The following is a 23,672-nucleotide window of genomic DNA, read 5'->3' as shown; positions in this document are numbered from 1 at the left end:
CTGCCGAGCGCGTCGACTCCAGGCGCTGAAGTGCCGATTGCGCCTGCTGAAAACACACCGACGCCGCCCGAGGACGGCGTCGGTTACTCAAGGTGGTGGGTTACTCCACCGCCTTGACCATGTCCTCGACCACCTTCTTGGCGTCGCCGAACACCATCATGGTCTTGTCCATGTAGAACAGCTCGTTGTCGAGACCCGCGTAGCCGCTGGCCATCGAGCGCTTGTTGACGATCACGGTGCGCGCCTTGTACGCGTCGAGGATCGGCATGCCGGCGATCGGCGACTTCGGATCGGTCTTCGCCGAGGGGTTGACCACGTCGTTGGCGCCGAGCACCAGCACCACGTCGGCCTGGCCGAACTCGGGGTTGATGTCCTCCATCTCGTGCACCTGCTCGTAGGGCACCTCGGCCTCGGCCAGCAGCACGTTCATGTGCCCCGGCATGCGCCCGGCCACCGGGTGAATGGCGTACTTCACGGTCACGCCGCGGTGGGTCAGCTTCTCGGTCAGCTCCATCAACGCATGCTGGGCACGGGCCACCGCCAGGCCGTAGCCGGGGACGATGATCACCGTGTCGGCGTTGCCCAGCAGGAAGGCGGCGTCGTCGGCCGAGCCGGACTTCACCGGGCGCTGCTCCTGGCTGCCCGCCACTGCGGCGCCGGCCTCACTGCCGAAGCCGCCGAGGATGACGTTGAAGAACGAGCGGTTCATCGCCTTGCACATGATGTAGGAGAGGATCGCACCCGAGGAACCCACCAGCGAGCCGGCGACGATCAGCATCGAGTTGTTCAGCGAGAAGCCGATGCCGGCGGCCGCCCAGCCCGAGTAGCTGTTGAGCATCGACACCACCACCGGCATGTCGGCGCCGCCGATCGGGATGATGATCAGCACGCCGATCACGAAGGCCAGCGCCACCAGTACGGCGAACGCGGTCAGGTCACCCGAGAAGGTGAAGGCCAGGCCCAGGCCGAGGATCGCCAGACCGACGGCGAGGTTCAGCCAGTGCTGGCCGGCGAAGGTCACCGGGGCGCCCTGGAACAGGCGGAACTTGTATTTGCCGGAGAGCTTGCCGAAGGCGATCACCGAACCGGAGAAGGTGATGGCGCCGATGGCCGCGCCGAGGAACAGCTCCAGGCGGTTGCCGGCCGGGATGGCGTCGCCCAGCTGCGCGACGATGCCCAGCGACTGTGGCTCGACCACCGCGGCGATGGCGATGAACACCGCGGCCAGGCCGATCATGCTGTGCATGAAGGCGACCAGCTCGGGCATTTTGGTCATCTCGACGCGCTTGGCCATGATCGTGCCGGCGCTACCGCCAAGCAGCAGGCCGAGCAGCACGTAGCCGATGCCGGCGCCCTCGCCCATCTGCGCGCCGAGCTTGTAGATCAGGCCGACGGTGGTGAGTACGGCGATGGCCATACCGACCATGCCAAACAGGTTGCCGCGCCGCGAGCTGGTCGGGTGCGACAGGCCCTTGAGCGCCTGGATGAAACAAATGGAGGCCACCAGGTAGAGGGCGGTGATCAGGTTCATGCTCATCTCAGTGCTCCCCCGCCTTGGCCGGCTTGTCTTTCTTCTTGAACATTTCCAGCATGCGCCGGGTGACCAGGAAGCCGCCGAACACGTTGACCGCGGCCAGCGCCACGGCGAGGGTGCCCATGGTCTTGCCCAGGCCGGTTTCGGTCAGCGCCGCAGCCAGCATGGCGCCGACGATGACGATGGCGGAAATGGCGTTGGTCACCGCCATCAGCGGGGTGTGCAGCGCGGGGGTGACGTTCCAGACCACGTGGTAGCCGACGTAGATCGCCAGCACGAAGATGATCAGGTTGTAGAGACCGTCGGAGATCGGGTCCATAGCGGTGGTCCTTATGCGGTTGCTTTAGAGGCCGGAGCGGCGGCGGCGGGCACGTTGCCATTGGTACGCACCAATTGCCCTTCGGTGCACATCAGGCAGGCGGCGACAATGTCGTCTTCGCGGTTGAGGTGGAACTTGCCTTCGCCGTCGATGACCAGCTTGAGGAAATCCAGCAGGTTGCGCGCGTACAGCGCCGAGGCATCCGCCGGCACCAGCGCGGCCAGGTTGCTGTGGCCGACCAGGGTCACGCCGTGCTTGACCACCACCTGATCGGCGACGGTCAGCGGGCAGTTGCCGCCCTGCGCCGCGGCCAGGTCGATGACCACCGAGCCTGGCTTCATCGCGGCGACGGTGGCCTCGTGGAGCAGGGTCGGCGCCTTGCGGCCGGGGATCAGTGCGGTGGTGATGATGATGTCGGCCTGCTTGGCACGCTCGTGCACCGCCTTGGCCTGACGCTCCATCCACGACGCCGGCATCGGCCGCGCGTAACCGCCGACGCCCTGGGCGCATTCGCGCTCCTCGTCGGTCTCGAACGGCACGTCGACGAACTTGGCGCCCAGCGACTCGATCTGCTCCTTCACCGCCGGACGCACGTCCGAGGCCTCGATCACCGCGCCGAGACGCTTGGCGGTGGCGATGGCCTGCAGGCCGGCGACGCCGGCGCCGAGCACCAGCACGCGGGCGGCCTTCACGGTGCCGGCGGCGGTCATCAGCATCGGCATGAAGCGCGGGTAGTGGTGGGCAGCCAGCAGCACGGCCTTGTAGCCGGCGATGTTGGCCTGCGAGGACAGCACGTCGAGGCTCTGCGCGCGCGAGGTACGCGGCGCGGCCTCGAGGGCGAAGGCGGTGATGCCGCGCTCGCTCATGCGCGCCAGGTTGGCGTCGTCGAACGGATTGAGCATGCCGACCAGCACGGCGCCGGGCTGCATCAGCGCCAGCTCGGCGGCGTCGGGGGCGACCACCTTGAGCACCAGGCCGGCGCCGAGCGCCTCGGCGGCCTTGCCGATGCGGGCGCCAGCGGCGGCAAAGGCGTCATCCGGGATGCAGGCAGTGAGGCCGGCGCCCGACTGGACGATGACCTGGTGGCCCTGGCTGACGAGTTTCTTCACCGTCTCCGGCGTGGCGGCCACGCGGGTTTCTCCGGCGTGGATTTCGCGGGGAATACCGATGTGCATTCCGCTCTCCTTGATTTCTGGATCTTGAAGCAGGCCGATTCCCGGCCAGTAGGGGCGAATTCATTCGCCTTGGCGGGTATCCGGGCGAATGAACTCGCCCCTGCAACGATTGATGTGCTGTTCAGCCGCGCTTGCGCCGGGCGTAGAAGGCGTCGATGGCGGCGACGAACTCGGGGCGGCCGGCGCAGTCGAGAAAGCCCCGGTGCTCGGCGGCGAGCTGTTCGGCCAGTGGCTGCTGTAGCGATTGGCGCAGCAGGCGCTTGAGGCTGGCCAGCGCGTGCGGCGCACGCCCGGCCAGACGCTCGGCCATTTCAAGAGTCGCTTCGGCCAGACTCTCGGCAGCCACCACGCGGTTGAGCAGCCCCAGGCGCAGCGCCTCGGCGGCGTCGAACGGCTCGGCCAGCAGAGCGATCTCCAGCGCCTGGCGCAGTCCGAGCAGACGCGGCAGCGCCCAGGAGGCGCCGCCGTCGCAGTTGGTGGCGATGTCGGTGTAGGCGAAGCTGAAGCGCGTGCCCTCGGAGGCGATGGCCAGGTCGGCGCCCAGCACCAGACTCATGCCGGCGCCGGCAGCGGCGCCGTGCACGCTGGCCAGCACCGGCTGGGGCATCTCGGCGAGCAGCTGCACGGCCTGGTGCAGCGGGCGGATCAGCGCGTCGGCGGCCTCCACCGGCGCGGCGCGCATCGCCGCCAGGTCGCCGCCGGCCATGAAGGCACGGCCGTTGCCACTGAGCACGACGACGCGCACGGCGCTGTCGCCGGCCAGCGACTGGCAGGCCTCCAGCAGGCCATGGGCAAGGTCGACACTCAGGGCATTGAGCACGTCCGGACGGTTGAAACGCAGGTGGGCGACGGCCCCGCTGCGCTCGACGAGCAGAGGTGAATCGGTCATGGCAGTCCCCCGGAATGGGTGCAGGGCAATCGCATCAAGCCAATTTCCGCTGTAGGGGCGAATTCATTCGCCCCTACAGCGGATCGGGCCAATCGTGCGGTCTGGAGTTACAGGGCGCGTTCCAGCTCGGGTACTGCCTCGAACAGGTCGGCGACCAGGCCGTAGTCGGCGACCTGGAAGATCGGCGCCTCCTCGTCCTTGTTGATCGCCACGATCACCTTGGAGTCCTTCATGCCCGCCAGGTGCTGGATGGCGCCGCTGATACCGACAGCGACGTACAGCTGCGGCGCGACGATCTTGCCGGTCTGGCCGACCTGCATGTCGTTGGGCACGAAGCCGGCGTCCACTGCGGCACGCGAGGCACCCACGGCGGCGCCGAGCTTGTCGGCCACCGCGTAGAGCAACTGGAAGTTGTCGCCGTTCTGCATGCCGCGGCCGCCGGAGACGACGATCTTGGCGCCGGTTAGCTCAGGGCGCTCGGACTTGGCCAGTTCCTCGCTGACGAAAGCGGAAATGCCGGCATCGCTGACGGTGGCGATGGCCTCGATGCTGGCCGAACCGCCAGTGGCCGCGACGGCGTCGAAGCCGGTGGCGCGCACGGTGATGACCTTGACCGCCGCGCTGGACTGCACGGTGGCGATGGCGTTGCCGGCGTAGATCGGCCGCTGGAAGGTGTCGGCGCTCACCACCTTGACGATCTCGGAGATCTGCTCGACGTCGAGCAGTGCGGCGACGCGCGGCAGCACGTTCTTGCCGTTGCTGGTCGCCGGGGCCAGCACGTGGCTGTAACCCTTGCCAAGCTCGACAACCAGCGGCGCGAGGTTTTCCGGCAATTGGTGGGCGTAGACCGTGTGGTCGGCGACCAGCACCTTGGCCACGCTCGCGACCTGAGCGGCGGCCTCGGCCACCGCGGCGCAGCCGGCACCGGCGACCAGCAGGTGGACATCGCCACCGATCTGGGCGGCGGCGGCCACGGTGTTGAGGGTGGCGGCAGCCAGGGCACTGTTGTTGTGTTCAGCGATTACCAGGATTGCCATCTCAGATCACCTTCGCTTCATTCTGCAGTTTCTTGACCAGTTCGGCCACCGACTTGACCTTGATGCCGGCGCTGCGTGCAGCCGGGGCTTCGACCTTGAGGGTCTTCACGGTCGAAGCGGTGGACACGCCAAGGGCGTCGGGAGTCAGCACGTCGAGCGGCTTCTTCTTGGCCTTCATGATGTTGGGCAAGGAGGCATAACGCGGCTCGTTGAGGCGCAGGTCGGTGGTGACGATGGCGGGCAATTGCAGGGCCACGGTCTGCAGGCCGCCATCGACCTCGCGGGTCACCGTGGCTTTGCCCTCGGAGATCTCGACCTTCGAGGCGAAGGTGCCCTGGGCGAAGCCGGTCAGCGCGGCGAGCATCTGGCCGGTCTGGTTGTTGTCGCTGTCGATGGCTTGCTTGCCGAGGATCACCAGTTGCGGCTGCTCCTGGTCGACCACGGCCTTGAGCAGCTTGGCCACCGCCAGCGAGCCCAGCTCGGCGTCGCACTCGACCAGCACGGCGCGGTCGGCGCCGAGGGCCAGGGCGGTGCGCAGCTGTTCCTGGGCGGCGCTCGGGCCGACCGAAACCACTACCACTTCGCTGGCGATGCCCTTTTCCTTGAGGCGCACCGCTTCCTCCATGGCGATCTCGCAGAAGGGATTGAGCGCCATCTTCACGTTGGCCAGGTCGACGCCGCTGTTGTCGGCCTTGACCCGGACCTTGACGTTGTAATCGACCACGCGTTTCACGGGGACCAGGACTTTCATGCAACCTCCAACGTATTTCGAGCAGTTGCATGAAGCCTATGGCGCAGGAACATCGCCGAGCATCGTTCACTTGAACTAGTGGAGCGGTGGTGAACTTCGTCGATCCGATGCAGACACCAGCATCTGCGCTGTCAGCGCCATCCTCTCTCGTCCGGCACCTGCGAGTGGGCAAAAAAAGACGGGGATCGTTACGATCCCCGTCGACTCCCTCGCATGACCAGCCAGGCTCAGCGCGCGGTCTCGTAGTGCCCGCGGAACACGCTTTCCACGATGCGCCACTGGCCATCGATCAGGCGATAGCGATCCCGGTAGAAGCCACCCAGCTGACGGGTGGCGCCGGTCTCGCCATCGAGGTTGAAGTAGCACAGGGCCCAGCGCGCCACGGCTTCATCCTCGCCGAGCAGATCGATCTCCGGGTTGGCGCCGTGGTGCAGGTCGATCACTCGCGGCTGACAAGCCATCTCCCGGTAGACTGCGACGAAGCTGTCGCGGTCGAGGAAGGTGCCGATCGGGCCGAAATCGATATGGATCGCGCCCTCAGCGAAGCAGTCGCGGATTACCTCGACCTGCTTGAGGTCACAGGCGTTGAAATAGCGATGCTTGAGGCGCTGGATCGCTTCCAGCGCCTCAAGGCGGGCGATGCGTGCGTGCAGACTCATGGCGTTTCCCTCGTCGTCGACTTTGCGGACCCGTCGGGTCCGCGTGGTCCCCGAGTCTGGCGACTTACGCATGGCGGAGAATCGTCCGGGCAGACGATCTCGCAGGCCACCGGGTATCGACTACTCGATCCGTTGCAGGGGCCAATCCATCAGCTCAGGCGAATGAATTCTCTCCCGCTGGGTGATTCCGCACCCTGTCCGCGCGCTTGCCCAGCGTGGTCGGTAAAGAACCACCCGGAGCTCCCCAGCACCGGACTCCAGACCCTTGTTGCCGGCACGGGCCGCACTCAGCCGGCGGCCGGCCTGGCGATCAGGTACTGGCTGGTCGGCAGCACGTCGATCTTGTCGTAGTCGATGAAGCGCTTGCAGCTTTCCATCATCGCCGCCAGGTTGCGGCGGAACTTCTCCTCATCGCCCGGGGCGTCGAAGAAGCTCTGCGGGTCGGTCATCGCCGCCGGCGGGAAGCACTCCTCGACGATGGCGTCGATGGCCGGCGCGCCGCGGGTCAGCGGGCGCACCACCACGTTCTGTACGTACTGGAAGTTGTCCTGGGTGTCGATGGCCACCTGGGTATGCCGGTTGTGCCAGATGTCCAGCCAGGCCTCGTGGGTGAGACGCGGCGGGCGAGTGAGGAAGGCCAGCTGGGCGAAGCCGTGGGTGCGCTCGCCGGGAGTGGCCGGGAAGCGGCTATTGCGGATCGGCACCGACTCGGTGACCAGATAGGCGGCCAGACGCTCGACCGCATCGGCGATCACCGCATCGAACGGGCGACGGAACTGGGCGATGGCGCTGTCCAGCCACAGCGACACCGTGCCGTCCATCAGCGGCTGCAGGTTCGCCTGGCGCAGGCCGGCGGCAGGCTCGACGGCGGCGTCGGCGACGTTCACCTGCAGGCCGCGGGCGCCGAGCGCCAGCAGCTGTTCGGCGACCTCGCCGCGCAGGCGGCTGGCGAATTCTTCGGGACTGGTCTGGCGCTCGCGCCAGACGACGTAGACGACTTTTTCCATGGATGCGCTGCCTTTAAGGGGGGTGGAAAACGCCCGGACCTTCGTTTCGGACGCTGTATACCAATTCCGTTGTAGGGGCGAATTCATTCGCCCGGATACTCCACCAAGGCAAACGGATTCGTCCCTGCGGATCGCGTGCCTTTCAGATCACCCGCGCCGGATGGGGCACGCGCGGCGCGCCCAGCTGCTCGCGGTATGACGGCGGCAGGCGGCCGCCCTCCTCGCTGATGCCGTAACCCGGCGCCAGCTCGGCGGTCACCAGGGTCTGGCCGCTGAGGCTGGCCAGCTCCGGGTCGTTGAGCAGGGCGTGGATCACCCGGCCGTTGAACTCGGGGGTTTCCGCCTGGGCGAGGAAGGCTTCGTACTGGTCGGCGCGCTCCTCGCTGGCGATGGCGGTGCGTTCGGTGCGCTGCGGGCCCAGCCACAGCGACAGCGCGGCGACTCCGCTGCCTTCGAGGTCGACGGCCATGTCGGCGGCCAGCTTGTCGCAGCCGGCCTTCTGCGCCCCGTAGGCCGGTCCGTGCATGTAGCAGCCGGCGCCGTAGGAGGACACGAAGGCGATCAGCCCGTGGCCGCCCGCCACCAGCAGCGGCGCGGCGTAGTAGCTGGCGACGTAGGCCGAGCGCAGCCCCACGTCGAGGATGCCGACCAGCTCCAGCGGCTTTTCCCAGAACGGACCGGGATCGATGAGGTTCTCGTGGAGAAAGGTGGCGTTGTTGACCAGCAGATCGAGACGCCCCTGCTCGCGGCCGACCCGCTCGAACAGCGCCTTCACCTGCGCATCGTCGCCATGGTCGCAGGCCACGGCGATACCCAGCCCGCCGGCGCGGGTCACCGCCTCGGCGGTTTCCTGGATGGTGCCCGGCAGCACCTGGCCGCGCAGCTGCGAGCCGCTGGCCGTGGTCGAGCGGCCGGTGACGTAGACGACCATGCCGGCGGTGCCCAGCGCGAGGGCGATGCCCTTGCCGACGCCGCGACTGGCGCCGGTGACTACGGCGACCTGGCGATTATCGCAACTCATGTCTGATCCTCTCGGTGGCTGTGCGCCGCGCGGCCATCCGACGGCGGACAACATCGCGGCTGTTAGGTCTGTGTAGGGGCGAATTCATTCGCCTTGGCGGCCTATTGGCGAATGAACCCGCCCCTACAAGGGCTATCCGGATCGTCGACATCGCGCCGCCCGCCTGCATCGTCCGATGGGACTAACCGCCCAGTGGCCGATGCGGCGCACGCCTGCCGGCCGTTAGTCTGTTCGGACGAGGTGGCCCCCTACGCCGCTATCTATGGTAGGGACATCGCATCGGGCTCCTGTGGGCCCGCCACCGGCAGCAACGGGTGCGCCTGTGCCCGGCGCCCTGCCTGCCACCTGAAGTCGATTCGCTGGGACTCAGCATGCATAACAACAAGATCCTGCCCGCCTCGCCGTCGCCGTTCAGCCCGCTGAAGATCGGCCCGCTGACGCTGAAGAACCGCTTCATCAAGTCCGCCACCAACGAGGGCATGGCCCGCGGCGGCACGCCGTCGAAGCAGCTGGTGCGCTTTCACGAGGCGATGGCCGCCGGCGGCACCGCGCTGACCACCGTGGCCTACTGCGCGGTGAGCCGCGACGGGCGCACCTTCCCCGACCAGATCACCCTCGACCGCGACGCCGTGCCCCACCTGCGCGTGCTGACCGATGCGGTGCACCGCCACGGCGGCGCGGCCTCGGCACAGATCACCCATGGCGGCTGCTTCACCTTCCTCGAAGAGCTGTCCACCCGCCGGCCGCTGTCGGCCAGCGGCGGCTTCAACAAGGTCGGCATCATGAGTGGGCGCTTCCTCAAGCAGGCGATGAGCGAGGCCGACATGCAGCGCATCGCCGGCGAGTTCGCCCAGGCCGCGCTGCTCGCCCGCGAGGCTGGCTTCGACGCCGTGGAGATCCACATGGGCCACGGCTACCTGCTCAGCCAGTTCATCTCGCCGCTGTACAACCGGCGCCGCGATGACTGGGGCGGCAGCCTCGACAAGCGCCTGCGCTTCCCCGCCCTGGTGCTGCACCGCGTGCTGGAGGCGGTGGGCCGCGACCTGGCGGTGATCTGCAAGTACAGCGTCACCGAGGGGGCCAAGGGCGGCCACACCGCCGAGGACGGCGCCGAAGTGGCGCGCATCCTCGAGCGCGAAGGCGCCCACCTGCTGGTGCTGAGCGCGGGGATGAACGTCGAGTCCACCACCACCCTGTTCGGCTCGTCCTTCCCCAAGGAAAACCGCGTCAGCGTCAGCAACCCCATCGTCCGCGCGGCCATGGCGATCCAGCAGCTCACCGAACCCAAGGTGGAGTTCCGCGAGCTGTACCTGCTCGAACATGCGCGCCAGGTGCGCGCCGCGGTCGACATGCCGCTGGCCTACCTAGGTGGGGTGAAGACCGCCGCCAATGTCATTCAGGCGCTCGGCGAAGGCTTCGAGGCCGTGGCCCTGGGCCGCGGGCTGATCTTCGATCCCGAGTTCGTCAACAAGCTGGCCGCGGGCGGCAATGGCGCCACTGGCTGCACATCCTGCAACCGCTGCGTGGCCATGATGTACACCCCGGGCGGTACCAGCTGCGTGCTGGGCACCCCGGGCGATGCGCAGCTCAACGCCCAGCCGGCGCGCGCCTGAGGGTGCTCGGGCGACGAGTCACCCGACACCCCGCTCGCCAGCGCGAAAATACCGGCGGGCATCCACGGCGACACCGCCCGTCGACCCTAGTCCATTTGGACCAGGACAAGGGCATTACCGATTTCTATGGTGGCTTCGAAGCGCGACGCAAAGCGTCGGCTCGCTGCCTGCAGTTCGATAGCGAGAACAAAAATAATGAAAACAAGAAAGCTGATCTACCTGACCCTCTTCTCTACCTTCACCACCCTTTCTCCCGCCCTGCTGCCTGTTGGCCAGCCCGCGTTGCTCGCCCAGGCGAACAGCTGCCAGCACTGCCCGGCACATTTCGTTGCGCCCACCATTTCGCTCGGCCAGCTGTTCCTCTAGGGCTGCGCTGAACAGCCGGTTAGCGGCGCTCCTGCGCAGCCGGGAGCCCGAGCGCCATGAGCCTTCTGGATTCCCACCTGCGCGTAAATGAAGACACTGCCAGCGTCTCCACTCAGCCTGACTGCGCACACCCCGGCGCCGTCCAGCCCCCCCAATGCCGGGCTACCCCCGCCCGGAGTCGATGCTTCCCTGATACCGAAACGAAACCGCCCGGCGAATGCCGGGCGGTTTGCGTGTGGTGGGCGGATCAGCGTTTGTCGACGGTGACGATCTCGCGACGCTCGCGCATCAAGGCCGGCACCTCGGCCTCGTCGGTGAAGAACTGCTGGTACCACTCGCGCAGCTGGTAGACCGGGCCGTCGCCCTCGGCCAGCACCGGGTTGTTGATGCACACCTTGTGCTTCCAGATGTCCACGTCCTGGTAGAAGGAGGTGCGGTTCTGCTGCACGTACTCCTTGGCCAGCGCCTCGTTCTGCTCCTCGCTCCAGCCCGGCATCTTCTTCACCAGGCAGCCGAAGCGCAGCTCGAAGCTGTTGGCAGTGATCGGCACGTGGCAGTTGAGCAGGATGGAGTGCACTTCCATGCCTTCGAACACCGCGCGCATGCGGGTGAAGTGGGTGGCCGGGCCGAAGTAGGCCGACTCGGCGACCAGGTCGCCGCCCAGGCGGATGGAGTCGCCGTGGAAGATCTGGTGGGCGATGTGGCCCTCGAACACGTTGGCGAAGAACTTGGTCGGGGTGCCGTGCACCGGGCCGAAGTGCTGGGCGTCGGCGAGGTTGTCGACCAGCTCGCGCGGGTGGGTATCGATGACCAGGGTGTCGAGGTGCCAGTCGTGCGACCACTCGTCGCTGTCGATTTCCGGCAGGTGCGGGATCACCACGTCCGCGGCCGGGGCCTTGCCTTCCGGGTTGTTCCAGACGAACAGCAGGCCGTTCTCCTCGCAGGTCAGCCAGGAGCGAGTCTTGGCCTTGGGCGGGATGCGTTCGCAGTAGGGGATTTCGGCGCAGCGGCCGCTGCCCTCGAACTGCCAGTGGTGGAACGGGCAAACCACGCGGTTGCCTTCCAGGGTGCCCTGCGAGAGGTCGGCGCCCATGTGCGGGCAGTGGGCGTCGAGGAGATTGATCTTGCCGCTGTCTTCGGCGAACGCCACCAGGCGGGAGCCGAAGATGTTCAGGGTGTGCAGCTTGCCGTCGCGGTAGTCGTCGGCGACACCCAGGCAGTGCCAGCCTCTGGCGTAGCGGGCTGGCAGGGTATTGTTGCTGTTGTTATTGGTCATCAGGCTTTCTCCGTTGAGCGCACGCAAGACAGGTTGCCGTCGGGCCGCGTCTCAGGGCGGGCCGGACGGCAACGTCCGTCGATCTTCACCGAGAGACGCCGCGCGCTCATCATCCGCTTGGACTAGAAACGGCGATTTCAGGCGCCGACCGGCACCCGCCAGTCGGCGACGATGCCCTGCTCGAGGGCGAACGGTTGGGCGGCGATGGTGCGCTTCTGGAACCCCGCGGCCTCGGCGGCGGTGGCCAGCCAGAGCATCACCTGCGCCGGCACCTCGGGCGGCGCCACGCCGCCGCGCAGGGCGATGACGCCCTTGTCGCCGATGGTCGCCTTCAGCGCCTCGGTGGTGACCACGCCGGGGTTGAGGGTGAAGGCGCGGATGCCGCGCTCGCCCAGTTCGGTACTCAGCACCCCGGACAGGCGCGACACCGTGGCCTTGCCGGCGCCGTAGGCGTAACCCCAGCCGCCGCGCCCGGCCGCCACCGGCGGATCGCTCTCGCCGGCGCCGGAGGTGACGTTGATGATCACCCCGTCGCCGCGCTCGAGCATCTGCGGCAGCACCGCGCGGGTGGCCAGGAAGGGCGCCAGCAGGTAGCCCTGGTAGACGCGCAGCAGGGTTTCCGCCTCGAGCTCGAGGAACGGCAGGTTGAGGTCGCTGCCCTGGTAGATGGCATTGTTGACCAGCACGTCGATGCGCCCGAAGTGCTCAAGCACCGCGGCGCAGGCGGCGCACACCGAGTCGCCGTCGAGCAGGTCCATGCGCACCACGAACACCTCGCGGCCCAGCTCGCGCACCGCCGCGGCGGTCGCGCCCAGGCTGCCGGTCAGCGGCGTGCCATCCGGGTTGCGCAGCGCGTGCTGGTGGCTCTCACCCTCCTCCAGCGTACGCGCGCTGATCGCCACGTCGAAGCCGGCGCGGGCAAAGGCCAGCGCCGTCGCCCGGCCGATGCCCCGGCTGGCGCCGGTGATGAATGCCACCTTGTTCATTGCAGACTCCTTGAATTGAATCCCCGACCTGTAGGGGTGAATTCATTCGCCCCTACAGGTCAAGTCTTGGCGCCGGACATACCGCTCAGCATCGTCAATACGGACCAGAAACGACGAGGCCACCCGCAGGTGGCCTCGTCGTTAGCGATGAAAAGTCAGAACTTCGTCGGGCGCACCATGGCATCCATCCCGCCATCGACGAACACCACGCTGCCGTGCATGAAGCTGGCCTGCGGCGACTGCAGGAAGGCGACCAGCGCGGCGATCTCCGCGGGCTGGCCGGCGCGGCCGAGCGGGGCGACGAAGTTGCGTACCGCCTCGCCGAAGCGCGGATCGTCCTTGGAGGCCTGGTGCAGCGGGGTCTCCACCGCGCCCGGCGCCACCACGTTGAGGCGCAGGCCCTGGCCGCCCCACGCCACCGCCTGTTGCCGGGCGTAGCGGGTCACCGCGTACTTGGAGCAGGCGTAGGCGATGTGCGGCTGATTCAGCTCGTTGGCGAGGTCGATGGCGCGCGCCTCGTCGCCAGCCAGCATGGCCTCGACCATCGGCTGGCTGTCGGCGCCGGGCTGGGTGGCGGCCACCGAGCCGACGATCAGCGCCGCGCCCTGCTCGCCACGCGCCAGTGCGGCGGCCAGGCCGTCGAGCAGCGCGGTGACGCCGAAGTGGTTGACCGCAACGATCAGGCCCGAGGACGGCGCGGTGACGCCGATACCGGCGCAGCACACCAGGCCGTCGAGCACGCCGTCGCAGCGCGCGAGCACCTCCTCGATCGCCGCCTGGCGACCTGCGGCGGTGGACAGGTCGGCGATCACCTCGGCATTGGCGCGGTCGATGCCGATGATCTGGTGACCGGCGGCGCGCAGAGCGGCGCACACGGCGGCGCCGATGCCCGATGCGGAACCGCTGACAGCTGTGACTGGCATGGTGACTCTCCTCGATGGCTGGGTTTGCCCCACTCTAGGGGCGGCGCAGCGCGCGGCGAATCGTCCGTGCGGACGATATCAGCCGGCGCGCAGCCGCTGCGCCTGGCCGTCGGCCTGGCCGACCGCCATCACGCTGTTGAGCATGATGCGCACCAGCTCGGTCTGCCGGCGCACGCCGGTCTTGGAGAAGATCGCGCGCAGATGGGCGCGGGCGGTATTGCGGCGGATGTTCAGCGCCTCGGCGGCCTCCTCCAACGACAGGCCGTTGGCCAGCTCGAGGCACAGCGCGGTTTCCGCCGGGGTGAGGTTGAACAGCTGCTTGGCCACCGTGGTGCTGGTCAGCGACTTGCCGACCGCATCGCGGATGTACACCACCACCGCCGGCTGACCCTTGCTTTCCGCCCATTCCAGCGAGGGCACCGACTCCACCACCACCACCAGGCTTACCTGACCGGACGGCCGGGCGATCGACACCGCTTCGGCAATCGGCGGACTCTCCTTGCCCTGGCGGGCGAAGGCACTGCGCACCAGGCGCTGCAGCTCGCGGTTGTCGCTGGGATAGGAGGCCTCCAGGCGGCCGCCGACCAGCTTGAGACCGTCGGCGCCAGCGAGGATCTCCTGGGCGACGGCGTTCTGCTGCAGCACCCGGCCGCTCTCGTCGAGGACGATGGTCGCCACCGACAGACGGCCGATTGCCTGGGAATACAGGGTGCCCATCGACTGGCTGCGGTCCAGCTGGTTATGCATGTTGAGGGCGCGGCGCAGGTGCGGCAGGATCAGCTCGCACAGGGCGCGGTCGCGCGGCGAGAACTTCGCCGCGGATTCGGGGCGGGTGATGCGAAAACGCAGCTTGCCGGAATCCGGGGTGGCGATGTCCACACCCATGACGTGATACACGCCCTTCGGCCCGCACCAGTGCTGGTAGTAGGAGGAATCGCGCCAGTCCTTCTCGCTCATCAGGTCGTCGACGGTGAACACCTTGTCGACCGGCTGGTTGATGAACGGAGTGCTGGAGTGCGGGTAAGTCAGGTAGGTGACCTTGCCCTCGCCCTCGACATCGCCGGCGACGATCATCAGGCCGGCGTCCGACTGGTCGGGGATGCGCAGGATCAGGGTCACATAGTTGGCGGCGAACAAGTCGCGCAGCTGCTCCATGGGGATGTGCCACAGATGGCTGTCCATGGCCGCGTCGTACAGGGCCGCGACCAGGCGGTCGTATTCGGCCAGATCCAGACCCGCCAGGGCATGGATGTCTGCAGTAGTCTTTTCCACCCTATCACCTCTTGCGAAGCCGGCTCGTTGGCCGGCCCCTTGTTATTTTTGTCCATTCGACAGGTCGCACCGGAACACCGGGTGCCGGCAGACTCCACCTGCGCGGCAATAACCCCTCCTCCCGTGCTGCGCACACAAAACCTTGCACAACGGTCCCGGCTATCTCCCTCCCGGAAAACCTCGTGCCAGACAGCTTCCAGCAAACTCGGGGGCGCTACAACCGCAATTGGTCGAATACCCCGCCGCCAGTCGCCGGCCCGGCACGGGCCCTGGGTCCTACACCCCGACCGGGGCGTCGCGGCGACTGTCGAGCGCGGCCGCCACGGCGCCCGTCTCCTCCTTGTCCGTTTTCAGCGCCCGCACCAGCGGTCGTCCCTCGTTGAACCAGGCAGCCAGCGCCGGCAACAGGATGATGGCGCCGAACACGTTGACCAGGAACATGAAGGCCAGCAGCACGCCCATGTCGGCCTGGAACTTGAGCGTGGCAAAGGCCCAGGTGCACACGCCGATGGACATGGTCAGTGCGGTGAACACCGCCGCCGTGCCGCGCTGGCGCATGGCCTCGTAGAAGGCGTTGCGCAGGTCGAGACCGGCCTCCATCTCGTGCTGGATGCGCTCGTACAGATAGATGCCGTAGTCGACGCCGACCCCGACCCCCAGCGCCACCACCGGCAGGGTGGCGACCTTGAGGCCGATGCCGAGCAGCGCCATCAGCGCGTTGCAGAGGATCGCGACGATGGCCAGCGGCACCAGGATGCACAGCACCGCGCGCAGCGAGCGGAAGGTCAGCCAGCAGAACAGCGCCACCGAGCCGAACAGCGCGGCGAGCATCATCACTTCGGCGCGGTCCACCGCCTCGTTGGAGGCCGCCATGATGCCGGCATTGCCGCCGGCCAGGCGGAAGCTCACCCCGGGGGTCACGTCCTCGGCGAGGATGCGTTTGACCTCCTTCATCACGTGGGTGATGGTCGCCCCCTCATGGTCGGTGAGGAACACCAGGATCTGCATCTGCTGGCAGCCGTCGGTGACCATGCCCAGCTCCGACGAATAGGCCCGCGAGCCCTGCTGCAGGCCGCGCTCGGAGTTGGGGATCGCCGACCAGCGCGGGTTGCCCTCGTTGTTGCCGGCGATCACCACCTTGCCGGTGCCGGTGACGCTGGACACCGACTGGACCCCGGCGACGTGGCGCACGGCGAAGTCGAAACGGTCCACCGCGCGCATCACCGCCGGCGTCAGGCAGGCTTCCGGGTGATCCTTGACCTCCACGAACACCGTCAGCACGTCGAGACCGATGGCGTAGCTGCCGACGATCCGCGCATTGTCGCGGTTGTAGCGCGACTCGCTGCGCAGCTCGGGCGCGCCGGCGCCGATATCGCCGGTCTGCAGGTCGCGCGCCTTTAGGGTGCCGGCCGCCAGCAGCACCAGGCTGATGGCGAACACCACCAGCGCCGGCAGCGGCTTGGCGAAGCCGGACACCCGCCACCACAGCGCATGCTTACGCCCCTCGATCGGCTTGTTGAAGTGCTGCGCCGAGCGCTCGAGCGTCAGGTGGGAGATGATGATCGGCAGCATCATCTTGTTGGTGATGATCATCAGCAGAACGCCGATGCAGGCGGTAACCCCCAGTTCGTGGACGATCGGGATGTCAATCAGCATGATCACCGCGAAACCCACTGCGTTCATCAGCAGCGCCAAGGAACCTGGGATGAAGATCTTGCAGAAGGCCGTGTGGGCCGCGGCCTGCGAGTCGGCTCCGGCCAGCACGTCCTGCTTCCATGCGTTGGTCATCTGCACCGCGTGAGACACGCCGATGGAGAAGATCAGAAACGGCACCAGGATCGACATCGGGTCGATGCCCAGGCCCAGCAGCGGCAGCAGGCCGAGCAGCCAGACCACCGGCAGCAGCGCCACCAGCAGCGCCACCACGGTCAGCTTCAGCGAGCGCGAATAGCCCCACAGCAGCGCCGCGGTGATCAGGAAGGCGATCACGAAGAAGCCCATCACCGCGCCGAGCCCCTCGACCACGTCGCCGACCAGCTTGGCGAAGCCGACCACGTTGATCTCGATCTGGTCGCTGTTGTAGCGCGCGCGGATCTCCTCCAGGCGCTTGGCCACCTCGACGTAGGACACCTTCTCGCCGGTCTTCGGGTCGACGTCCTGCAGGTCGGCGCGCACCATCGCCGCCTTGAGGTCGTTGGCCACCAGGCGGCCGACCTGCCCGGAGCGCGCGGTGTTGCTGCGTACCTGATCGAGATCCTTGAGCGAGCCGGAGAAGCGCGGCGGCACCACTACATCGCCGAAGAAACCCTCCTCGGTCACCTCGACGTACTGCACGTTGGGGGTGAACAGCGAGGTCACGCTGGAGCGGCTGACCCCGGAGGTGAAGAACACATCGTCGGTGACCTTGCGCAGGGTATCGAGAAACACCGGATTGTAGAGGTCGCCCTCGCCCTTCCAGCGCACGCTGACCAGGAAGCGGTTGGCGCCGGTGAAAGTCTTGCTGTATTCGAGAAAGTTCACCATGTAGTCGTGACGCAGCGGGATCAGCTTGTTGAAGCCGGGGTCCAGTCGCGTCTGCATGGCGCTGGCGCCGAGCGCCACGGTAATGGCCACGAACAACGCCATCAGCATCCGCCGGCGGGCCATCAGCAGGTCGGCACAGGCCTCGACCCAGCGATCCACCCTGGAAGTTTGTTGTTTCATCTCGTCGCCCTCAGTTCTTCACTGCGGCCACGCCGCTGCGGAAACTCTTGAACACACCCCTCTCGCCGCCAACCACCAGCGCCCGCTCGTCGAGAGCGGCGATCGAGGTCAGAGTGCCCAGCCCCTCCAGGTGCACGCTGTCGGCCAGTCGGCCTTCGCTGTCGAAGCGCATCACCATGCCGCCGGCACCGACCACCAGCACCCCCGAGCGTCCCGGCAGCAGGTCGTGGCCATAGAGCGGCGCGGCATGGCCGAGCGGCACCTGCTTCCAGTTCTGGCCGAAGTCGGCGGTCACGAACACATGGCCACGCATGCCATAGGCCAGCCAGCGCTCCGCCGACAGGCGCGCCACGCCGAACAGCGAGCCCTTGTAGAAGGCCGGCAGCGCCTCCCAGTTCTGCCCGCCATCGGCCGAGCGCAGCACCGTGCCCTGCTCGCCGACCAGCATCTGCCGGCCGTCGGTGCCGCCGTCCATGCCATTGAGGTGATGGCCGTCGACCGGCAGCTCGCGGGACTGCCAGCTGCGCCCGCCATCGCTGGAGACGAAGTACTTGCCGTAGCTGCCGTAGGCCACCACGTGCTCCGCGTCGCCGGCCCAGACGCCGAGCAGCGGCTCGGCCAGCTCGCTGTCGATCTGCACTTCCTGCCAGCTCTTGCCGCCGTCTTCGGAACGCAGGATCCAACCGTCGTGGCCGACCGCCACCAGGCGCTCGGCGGAGAGCGCCGCCACGCCGGTCAACGAGCTGCCGCGGCGCTGGTCGATGCGGGCCTGCTGCCAGGTATCACCGAGGTCGTCGCTGGTGAGAATGACGCCTTGCTCGCCGACGGCGACCACCCGGCGGCCGTCGACGGCCGTGTCGTTGATCAGCAGGCGGTCGGTGCGCAGCTGGGTGGGCGGCAGGGGCGGCGGCGTGCGGTGCGAGAAGGCGTACACGGCAGTCGCCGCGACCACCGCCGACATGGCGTAGGCGATCAACTGGCGCATGGCGACCTCCGCAGGCAATTGAGTGCTTTCATGCTGTCTTTCCCTTGTTCTTTTTGTGGGCGAGCGCGACGCGGCGGTCGCTCGACGCAGGTGTTGACACGGCTCGATAGTCCCCAGATAGAGCTGTGCCGGCATCGTCCATAAGGAGTACGCCGGCACAGAGGGGGATGAGGATGGGCAGAGCTGGCGTATGGGCGTCTTGCAGGGGCGAATGAATTCCCCCCCTGCAGCGCCCTGGAACTCAGGCGATCTCGAACAGGCCAGCGGCGCCCATGCCGCCGCCGATGCACATGGCTACCACCACGTAGCGCACGCCGCGGCGACGGCCTTCGAGCAGGGCGTGGCCGACCATACGCGCGCCGGACATGCCGAACGGATGGCCGATGGCGATGGCGCCGCCATTGACGTTGAGGCGGTCGTTGGGAATGCCCAGCACGTCGCGGCAGTGGATCACCTGGCAGGCAAAGGCCTCGTTGATTTCCCACAGGCCGATGTCGGCCACGGTGAGGCCGAAGCGGTTGAGCAGCTTGGGCACCGCGAACACCGGGCCGATGCCCATCTCCTCCGGCGCGCAGCCGGCCACGGCAATGCCGCGGTACACGCCCAGCGGCGCCAGGCCGCGGCGCGTCGCCTCGGCGCGGCTCATCAGCAGGGTCGCCGCGGCGCCGTCGGAGAACTGCGAGGCGTTGCCAGCGGTGACGAACTCGCCCTGCTGCACCCACTTGCCGTCCTTCCATACCGGCTTGAGCGCAGCCAGGTCCTCCAGGGTGGTCGACGGACGGTTGCACTCGTCGCGATTGGCGATCACTTCCTCGTGGCCGGTCGGGTTGCCCTCCTTGTCGAAGCACAGCTTGCGCGCGGCGAGCGGCACGATCTCGTCGGCGAACAGCCCGGCGGCCTGGGCCGCGGCGGTGCGCTGCTGGCTCTGCAGGGAATACTCGTCCTGGGCGGCGCGCGCGATGCCGTAGCGGCGCGAGACGATCTCGGCGGTCTCCAGCATCGGGATGTAGGCCGCCGGCACCACTTCCTGCACCGCCAGCGACTGCGCGCGGTAGCTGTTCTTGTGCTTGGTCTGGGTCAGCGACAGCGACTCGACGCCGCCGGCCACCGCCACGGAGAGCTCGCCGGTGATGATGCCCTTGGCGGCGACGCCGATGGTCATCAGGCCGGAGGCGCACATGCGATCGAGCGCCATGCCCGGCACGGTGTCCGGCAGGCCGCCGGTGTAGGCGCACAGGCGGCCGATGTTGTAGGCCTGGGTACCCTGCTGCACCGCCGCGCCCATGATCACGTCCTCGACCGCGCCCGGCTCGATGCCGGCGCGCTCGACCACGGCGCGCACCACATGGCCGCCGAGCACCGGCGCCTCGGTGTCGTTGAAGGAACCGCGGAAGGACTTGGTCAGCGCGGTGCGCGCGGTGGATACGATCACCGCATCGTTCGGATTGGCTTGCATGGGAATCTCTCGCTCAGTTGAAGGTGTAGCGGCTGATGGTGTCGACCACGCAGCCCGGGCGCTCGCTGCCCTCGATCTCGACGCTGACCCGCACGGTGGCCTGCACCGCCGCACCGAGCTGCTCGACGCGGACGATCTCGCCGCGTCCGCGCACCCGCGCGCCGACCTTGACCGCCGCCGGGAAGCGCACGCGGTCGCAGCCGTAGTTGACGCCCATGCTCAGGTTGTCGACCTGCAGTAGCTGCGGCAGGAACAGGTTGACCAAGGAGAGGGTCAGGTAGCCGTGGGCGATGCAGCCGCCGAACGGGCCGCTGGCGGCACGCTCGGGGTCGACGTGGATCCACTGGTGGTCGCCGGTGGCTTCGGCGAACAGGTTGACCCGCGCCTGGTCGATCTCGAGCCAATCGGTGGCGCCGAGGTCCTGACCCTCGGCGGCGAGCAGTTGTTCGGCGCTGGAATAGATGGTGGTCATGGCGCGCCCCTCAGGCCTGCTGGGAGCTGACCGACAGCACTTCGCCGGTCATGTAGGAGGCGTAGTCGCTGGCCAGGAAGACCATCACGTTGGCCACTTCCCAGACCTCGGCGGCGCGGCCGAAGGCCTCGCGGCTGGCCAGTTGGGCGAGCAGCTCCTCGCTGGAGGCCTTCTTGAGGAAGTCGTGCAGGGCGATGGATGGCGACACCGCGTTGATGCGCACGCCGAACTCGGCGGCCTCCAGCGCGCTGCAGCGGGTCAGCGCCATCACCCCGGCCTTGGCCGCGGCGTAATGGGCCTGCTCCTTCTGCGCGCGCCAGCCGAGCACCGAGGCGTTGTTGACGATCACCCCGCGGCCGCGGCCCTGCATGTGCGGCAGCATGGCGCGGGTCATGCGGAAGGTGCCGGTGAGGGTGATGTCGAGCACCCGCGCCCACTCCTCGTCGCTCATCTCGACGACGAGTTTCTGGCCGCCAAGGCCGGCGTTGTTGATCAACACGTCGACGCCGCCCAGGCAGTCCTCGGCGGCGGCGACCAGCGCCTGCACCTCGCTCTCCACGGCGACATTGCACAGCTGGCCGTACACGGCGGCCAGGCCGGTCTCGGCCTTGAGGCGCTCGACCGCCTCCTCCAGGCGCCGCGGGTGGATGTCGGAAATCATCAGCGCCCGGCAACCCTCCTCCGCGCAGCGCTTGGCGACGGCGAAGCCGATGCCGGCGCCGGCGGCGGCGGTGATCAGAACGGACTTGCCGGCCAGCAGCTGGTGGCCGGGAACGTAGGGAGGAGCTTGTCGCATGGCAGAAACCTCATGAGGTAAACGGTCTGCGACAGGTATACGGGGCGTTCTGGGGCGTTACATCGTCAAAATGGACGGGGCGCGTGGGCAGCCGGCGCGGTTGGTCTGGCCACGCCCAGCCGTTCAGCCCGCCGCGTCCTCGCCGCGCATGACGGCCTGGATCAACTCGCGCAGCCAGACCCCCGCCGGGTCGAAGTGGCTGCGCGGGTGCCAGGCCATCTGCAGACGAAAGCCCGGTGCCGGGAACGGCAGCTCGTACAGCTCCAGTCCGGCGTCCAGTCGGGCGAAGTGCACCCGGGGCAAGGTGCAGACCAGATCGCCGCGGCGCAGGATATGCGGGACCAGCGCCAGTTGCGTCAGGCTCAGCACGACACGGCGCTGGCGCTGCACGCCGGCCAGGTACTCGTCGGTGTAGCCGCGCGGGCTGCCCGGAGCACTGGAAACCAGCAGGTGCTCCAGCTCGCAATAGCTCTCCAGATCCAGCGCGCCGGTACCGCGCGGGTGGCCGGGGCGCTGGGCCATCACCAGCCGGTCCTCAATCAGTGTGCGCACCTTCATGCTAGCCGGGATCAGCCGGTCGGCGGCGATCAGCAGGTCGACCTCGCCGCTTTCCAGTTGCGCGGCGATCCGTTCGACCTGCGGCTGTTGCAGGTTGAAGCGCAGCCGGTGGGGAGCAATAGCCTGCAGCTGGTCCACCAGCTCCAGACCGACTGAAACCTGGGCATCGTCGGTGATGGCCAGGCTGAAGGTGCGGGCGTCCTGCTCGGGAGCGAAGCTGGGTTGGACGCTGACGACCTGCTCCAGCTCCCGGAGCGCGGCACTCAGAGGCAGAGCCAGGGATTGCGCCAGCGCCGTGGGCGTCATGCCCCGCCCGCTCTCGGCGGGCAGCAGCAGCGGGTCACCGAACAGCGTGCGCAGCCTGGCCAGCTGCGCCGACATCCCCGGCTGGCTGATGTGCAGCCGGCGCGCCGCGTGGGTGACGTTGCGCTCCTCAAGCAGCACCTTGAGTGTGGCGAGCAGATTCAGGTCTATCCGTGAAATATCCATGGCGCCGCGAACATATCCTTCAGGCTTATACGTCGAATAGTGGTGATCGATTTCAAATATGGCTCACCCGGGCCTAAGGTGGAAGCGTCACCGAAGGCAGGCCGGGACACACGCCTCGCCTTCCCCGGAACCAAGCGAGGTGAAAAACGTCATGAGCACCCAACGTGTGTTGATCACCGCCGGAGCCGGCGGTATCGGCCGGGCGATCGCCGCGGCCTTCCTGGCCCGGGGCGCCAGAGTCTTCGTCTGCGACATTGACAGCCAGGCGCTGGCGGCCATGCAGGCAGACTTCCCCGAGGCTGGCACCGCCATCTGCGATATCTCCAGCCGTGACGCCGTGCAAGGCATGGTGGCCCAGGCGGTCGCCAGCCTCGGTGGTCTGGACGTACTAATCAACAATGCCGGCATCGCCGGCCCAACCGCACCGGTTGACCATCTGCCGGCCAGTGACTGGGAGAAGGTCGTACAGGTCAACCTCAACGGCACCTTCTACGTGACCCAGGCGGCCATTCCGCACCTCAAGCAATCCGCGGCCGGGGTGATCATCAACATGTCCTCGGTGGCCGGCCGCTTCGGCTATGCCAACCGCAGCGCCTACTCCACCACCAAGTGGGGCCTGATCGGCTTCACCAAGACCCTGTCGATGGAGCTCGGCGAGTTCGACATCCGCGTCAACGCCATCCTCCCCGGCGCCGTGGACGGCCCGCGCTTCCAGCAGGTGCTGCAGGGGCGTGCCGACCTGTCCGGGCGCACGCTGGAAGAGGAAACCCGCGCCGCACTGGCCACCCAATCCATCAAGCACCTGGTCGATCCGCGGCACATCGCCGACCTGGCGGTGTACCTCGCATCCGACAGCGGCCGCTCGATCTCCGGGCAGATGCTCAACATCGACTGCGACATGCAAAGCAATTGAGGCCCCAACCATGAAGAAATCTCTGCGCGAGCAACTGATCGGTGCCTGGAAGCTGCACTCCTATGTGGAGGTGCCGCTGGATGGCTCGGAACCCTTCTACCCCATGTCCAGGCAGCCGATGGGCATCATCATGTACACCCCTGACGGCTACATGTCGGCCCAACTGATGACGCCGGAGCGCAAGCCGTTCGCCGCCAACGACTTCTACCGCGGCACGCTGGAGGAATACCGGGCCGAAGGCTCCAGCTACATTGCCTATAGCGGCCCGTTCAAGGTCGATGAAGAGACCGGCTCGCTGACCCACAGCATGTTCGTTTCGCTGTTCCCCAATTGGACCGGGCAGACCCAGCCGCGCATCGTCAGCCTGGAGGGCGACGTGCTCAGGCTGAGCACGGCCAACCCGATCCAGTCCCTGGGCAAGCTGGTCAACTCCTTCCTCGAGTGGCATCGCGCCAAGCCCGAGTGAGGCGCA

23 protein-coding genes are annotated in these 23,672 nt (G+C 67.7%); 4 read left to right on the top strand and 19 right to left on the bottom strand.

Going from position 1 to position 23,672, the window contains the following annotated elements:
* Positions 1-100 precede the first annotated feature (100 nt).
* The 9 genes from KRX52_RS05025 to KRX52_RS04985 all read right to left on the bottom strand — a co-directional run bounded on the left by KRX52_RS05025 (position 101) and on the right by KRX52_RS04985 (position 8,392).
* Positions 101-1,537, bottom strand: a complete 1,437-nt coding sequence (locus KRX52_RS05025) for an NAD(P)(+) transhydrogenase (Re/Si-specific) subunit beta (protein ID WP_217680068.1) — start codon at positions 1,535-1,537, stop codon at positions 101-103.
* 1 nt (position 1,538) lies between these two features.
* On the bottom strand, positions 1,539-1,853 hold the full coding sequence (locus tag KRX52_RS05020; protein WP_217680067.1) for an NAD(P) transhydrogenase subunit alpha part 2: 315 nt from the start codon (positions 1,851-1,853) through the stop codon (positions 1,539-1,541).
* An 11-nt stretch (positions 1,854-1,864) separates the two neighbouring features.
* Positions 1,865-3,028, bottom strand: a complete 1,164-nt coding sequence (locus tag KRX52_RS05015; protein WP_217680066.1) for a Re/Si-specific NAD(P)(+) transhydrogenase subunit alpha — start codon at positions 3,026-3,028, stop codon at positions 1,865-1,867.
* Positions 3,029-3,149: 121 nt separating this feature from the next.
* Positions 3,150-3,917: an enoyl-CoA hydratase/isomerase family protein gene (locus tag KRX52_RS05010; protein WP_217680065.1), complete on the bottom strand. Its 768-nt coding sequence runs from the start codon at positions 3,915-3,917 to the stop codon at positions 3,150-3,152.
* A 107-nt stretch (positions 3,918-4,024) separates the two neighbouring features.
* Positions 4,025-4,954: an electron transfer flavoprotein subunit alpha/FixB family protein gene (locus KRX52_RS05005; RefSeq protein ID WP_217680064.1), complete on the bottom strand. Its 930-nt coding sequence runs from the start codon at positions 4,952-4,954 to the stop codon at positions 4,025-4,027.
* A 1-nt stretch (position 4,955) separates the two neighbouring features.
* Positions 4,956-5,705: an electron transfer flavoprotein subunit beta/FixA family protein gene (locus KRX52_RS05000; RefSeq protein WP_217680063.1), complete on the bottom strand. Its 750-nt coding sequence runs from the start codon at positions 5,703-5,705 to the stop codon at positions 4,956-4,958.
* A gap of 227 nt (positions 5,706-5,932) precedes the next feature.
* Complete coding sequence (locus tag KRX52_RS04995; protein WP_217680062.1) at positions 5,933-6,364, bottom strand: nuclear transport factor 2 family protein; 432 nt, start codon at positions 6,362-6,364, stop codon at positions 5,933-5,935.
* A 287-nt stretch (positions 6,365-6,651) separates the two neighbouring features.
* Positions 6,652-7,371 carry an EthD domain-containing protein gene (locus tag KRX52_RS04990; RefSeq protein WP_217680061.1) on the bottom strand — a complete coding sequence of 240 codons (720 nt, stop codon included), beginning with the start codon at positions 7,369-7,371 and terminating at the stop codon, positions 6,652-6,654.
* 142 nt (positions 7,372-7,513) lie between these two features.
* On the bottom strand, positions 7,514-8,392 hold the full coding sequence (locus KRX52_RS04985) for an SDR family NAD(P)-dependent oxidoreductase (protein ID WP_217680060.1): 879 nt from the start codon (positions 8,390-8,392) through the stop codon (positions 7,514-7,516).
* Positions 8,393-8,763: 371 nt separating this feature from the next.
* On the opposite strand from KRX52_RS04985, the gene KRX52_RS04980 reads away from it, so the two are divergent.
* Entirely contained in the window at positions 8,764-10,005 is a 1,242-nt protein-coding gene (locus KRX52_RS04980) for an NADH:flavin oxidoreductase (RefSeq protein ID WP_217680059.1), read from the top strand.
* 195 nt (positions 10,006-10,200) lie between these two features.
* Positions 10,201-10,371 carry a hypothetical protein gene (locus KRX52_RS04975; protein ID WP_217680058.1) on the top strand — a complete coding sequence of 57 codons (171 nt, stop codon included), beginning with the start codon at positions 10,201-10,203 and terminating at the stop codon, positions 10,369-10,371.
* 247 nt (positions 10,372-10,618) lie between these two features.
* Here KRX52_RS04975 and KRX52_RS04970 read toward each other — a convergent pair whose 3' ends face one another.
* The 10 genes from KRX52_RS04970 to KRX52_RS04925 form a co-directional block, all read right to left on the bottom strand.
* On the bottom strand, positions 10,619-11,647 hold the full coding sequence (locus KRX52_RS04970; RefSeq protein WP_217680057.1) for a 3-ketosteroid-9-alpha-monooxygenase, oxygenase component: 1,029 nt from the start codon (positions 11,645-11,647) through the stop codon (positions 10,619-10,621).
* 137 nt (positions 11,648-11,784) lie between these two features.
* Complete coding sequence (locus tag KRX52_RS04965) at positions 11,785-12,633, bottom strand: SDR family NAD(P)-dependent oxidoreductase (RefSeq protein WP_217680056.1); 849 nt, start codon at positions 12,631-12,633, stop codon at positions 11,785-11,787.
* A 155-nt stretch (positions 12,634-12,788) separates the two neighbouring features.
* The gene (locus KRX52_RS04960) at positions 12,789-13,556 is read right to left on the bottom strand and encodes an SDR family oxidoreductase (protein ID WP_217680055.1); all 768 of its coding nucleotides are present in this window, start codon (positions 13,554-13,556) and stop codon (positions 12,789-12,791) included.
* 78 nt (positions 13,557-13,634) lie between these two features.
* Positions 13,635-14,828 (bottom strand): helix-turn-helix transcriptional regulator, encoded by a 1,194-nt coding sequence (locus tag KRX52_RS04955; protein ID WP_367890520.1) that lies wholly within the window; start codon positions 14,826-14,828, stop codon positions 13,635-13,637.
* A 276-nt stretch (positions 14,829-15,104) separates the two neighbouring features.
* Positions 15,105-17,531 (bottom strand): efflux RND transporter permease subunit, encoded by a 2,427-nt coding sequence (locus KRX52_RS04950; RefSeq protein WP_217680054.1) that lies wholly within the window; start codon positions 17,529-17,531, stop codon positions 15,105-15,107.
* A 10-nt stretch (positions 17,532-17,541) separates the two neighbouring features.
* Positions 17,542-18,516, bottom strand: coding sequence for a WD40/YVTN/BNR-like repeat-containing protein (locus tag KRX52_RS04945; RefSeq protein ID WP_217680053.1), 975 nt, complete (start codon positions 18,514-18,516; stop codon positions 17,542-17,544).
* Positions 18,517-18,757: 241 nt separating this feature from the next.
* On the bottom strand, positions 18,758-19,972 hold the full coding sequence (locus KRX52_RS04940) for an acetyl-CoA C-acyltransferase (RefSeq protein ID WP_217680052.1): 1,215 nt from the start codon (positions 19,970-19,972) through the stop codon (positions 18,758-18,760).
* A 13-nt stretch (positions 19,973-19,985) separates the two neighbouring features.
* Positions 19,986-20,444 (bottom strand): MaoC family dehydratase, encoded by a 459-nt coding sequence (locus KRX52_RS04935; protein ID WP_217680051.1) that lies wholly within the window; start codon positions 20,442-20,444, stop codon positions 19,986-19,988.
* Between the two features lie 10 nt (positions 20,445-20,454).
* A complete protein-coding gene (locus tag KRX52_RS04930) occupies positions 20,455-21,240 on the bottom strand; it encodes an SDR family oxidoreductase (protein WP_217680050.1) in 786 nt (261 codons plus the stop codon).
* Positions 21,241-21,363: 123 nt separating this feature from the next.
* Complete coding sequence (locus tag KRX52_RS04925) at positions 21,364-22,287, bottom strand: LysR family transcriptional regulator (RefSeq protein ID WP_217680049.1); 924 nt, start codon at positions 22,285-22,287, stop codon at positions 21,364-21,366.
* A 151-nt stretch (positions 22,288-22,438) separates the two neighbouring features.
* Between KRX52_RS04925 and KRX52_RS04920 the strand changes: the two genes are divergently transcribed.
* Both KRX52_RS04920 and KRX52_RS04915 read left to right on the top strand, forming a co-directional pair.
* Positions 22,439-23,200, top strand: coding sequence for an SDR family oxidoreductase (locus KRX52_RS04920; RefSeq protein WP_217680048.1), 762 nt, complete (start codon positions 22,439-22,441; stop codon positions 23,198-23,200).
* Positions 23,201-23,210: 10 nt separating this feature from the next.
* On the top strand, positions 23,211-23,666 hold the full coding sequence (locus tag KRX52_RS04915; protein ID WP_217680047.1) for a lipocalin-like domain-containing protein: 456 nt from the start codon (positions 23,211-23,213) through the stop codon (positions 23,664-23,666).
* Positions 23,667-23,672 lie beyond the last annotated feature (6 nt).

Origin of the sequence: Geopseudomonas aromaticivorans (assembly GCF_019097855.1) — a bacterium.
GTDB classification, from domain to species: Bacteria; Pseudomonadota; Gammaproteobacteria; order Pseudomonadales; family Pseudomonadaceae; genus Geopseudomonas; species Geopseudomonas aromaticivorans.
The sequence above is the reverse complement of the archived record's forward strand: the minus strand, read 5'-3'. Positions and strand labels throughout refer to the sequence as shown.

Excerpts from the sequence above, each read along its gene's own strand:
- KRX52_RS05025 (WP_217680068.1), bottom strand. The coding sequence starts at position 1,537 with ATGAGCATGAACCTGATCACCGCCCTCTACCTGGTGGCCTCCATTTGT.
- KRX52_RS05020 (WP_217680067.1), bottom strand. The coding sequence starts at position 1,853 with ATGGACCCGATCTCCGACGGTCTCTACAACCTGATCATCTTCGTGCTG.
- KRX52_RS05015 (WP_217680066.1), bottom strand. The coding sequence starts at position 3,028 with ATGCACATCGGTATTCCCCGCGAAATCCACGCCGGAGAAACCCGCGTG.
- KRX52_RS05010 (WP_217680065.1), bottom strand. The coding sequence starts at position 3,917 with ATGACCGATTCACCTCTGCTCGTCGAGCGCAGCGGGGCCGTCGCCCAC.
- KRX52_RS05005 (WP_217680064.1), bottom strand. The coding sequence starts at position 4,954 with ATGGCAATCCTGGTAATCGCTGAACACAACAACAGTGCCCTGGCTGCC.
- KRX52_RS05000 (WP_217680063.1), bottom strand. The coding sequence starts at position 5,705 with ATGAAAGTCCTGGTCCCCGTGAAACGCGTGGTCGATTACAACGTCAAG.
- KRX52_RS04995 (WP_217680062.1), bottom strand. The coding sequence starts at position 6,364 with ATGAGTCTGCACGCACGCATCGCCCGCCTTGAGGCGCTGGAAGCGATC.
- KRX52_RS04990 (WP_217680061.1), bottom strand. The coding sequence starts at position 7,371 with ATGGAAAAAGTCGTCTACGTCGTCTGGCGCGAGCGCCAGACCAGTCCC.
- KRX52_RS04985 (WP_217680060.1), bottom strand. The coding sequence starts at position 8,392 with ATGAGTTGCGATAATCGCCAGGTCGCCGTAGTCACCGGCGCCAGTCGC.
- KRX52_RS04980 (WP_217680059.1), top strand. The coding sequence starts at position 8,764 with ATGCATAACAACAAGATCCTGCCCGCCTCGCCGTCGCCGTTCAGCCCG.
- KRX52_RS04975 (WP_217680058.1), top strand. The coding sequence starts at position 10,201 with ATGAAAACAAGAAAGCTGATCTACCTGACCCTCTTCTCTACCTTCACC.
- KRX52_RS04970 (WP_217680057.1), bottom strand. The coding sequence starts at position 11,647 with ATGACCAATAACAACAGCAACAATACCCTGCCAGCCCGCTACGCCAGA.
- KRX52_RS04965 (WP_217680056.1), bottom strand. The coding sequence starts at position 12,633 with ATGAACAAGGTGGCATTCATCACCGGCGCCAGCCGGGGCATCGGCCGG.
- KRX52_RS04960 (WP_217680055.1), bottom strand. The coding sequence starts at position 13,556 with ATGCCAGTCACAGCTGTCAGCGGTTCCGCATCGGGCATCGGCGCCGCC.
- KRX52_RS04950 (WP_217680054.1), bottom strand. The coding sequence starts at position 17,531 with ATGAAACAACAAACTTCCAGGGTGGATCGCTGGGTCGAGGCCTGTGCC.
- KRX52_RS04945 (WP_217680053.1), bottom strand. The coding sequence starts at position 18,516 with ATGCGCCAGTTGATCGCCTACGCCATGTCGGCGGTGGTCGCGGCGACT.
- KRX52_RS04940 (WP_217680052.1), bottom strand. The coding sequence starts at position 19,972 with ATGCAAGCCAATCCGAACGATGCGGTGATCGTATCCACCGCGCGCACC.
- KRX52_RS04935 (WP_217680051.1), bottom strand. The coding sequence starts at position 20,444 with ATGACCACCATCTATTCCAGCGCCGAACAACTGCTCGCCGCCGAGGGT.
- KRX52_RS04930 (WP_217680050.1), bottom strand. The coding sequence starts at position 21,240 with ATGCGACAAGCTCCTCCCTACGTTCCCGGCCACCAGCTGCTGGCCGGC.
- KRX52_RS04925 (WP_217680049.1), bottom strand. The coding sequence starts at position 22,287 with ATGGATATTTCACGGATAGACCTGAATCTGCTCGCCACACTCAAGGTG.
- KRX52_RS04920 (WP_217680048.1), top strand. The coding sequence starts at position 22,439 with ATGAGCACCCAACGTGTGTTGATCACCGCCGGAGCCGGCGGTATCGGC.
- KRX52_RS04915 (WP_217680047.1), top strand. The coding sequence starts at position 23,211 with ATGAAGAAATCTCTGCGCGAGCAACTGATCGGTGCCTGGAAGCTGCAC.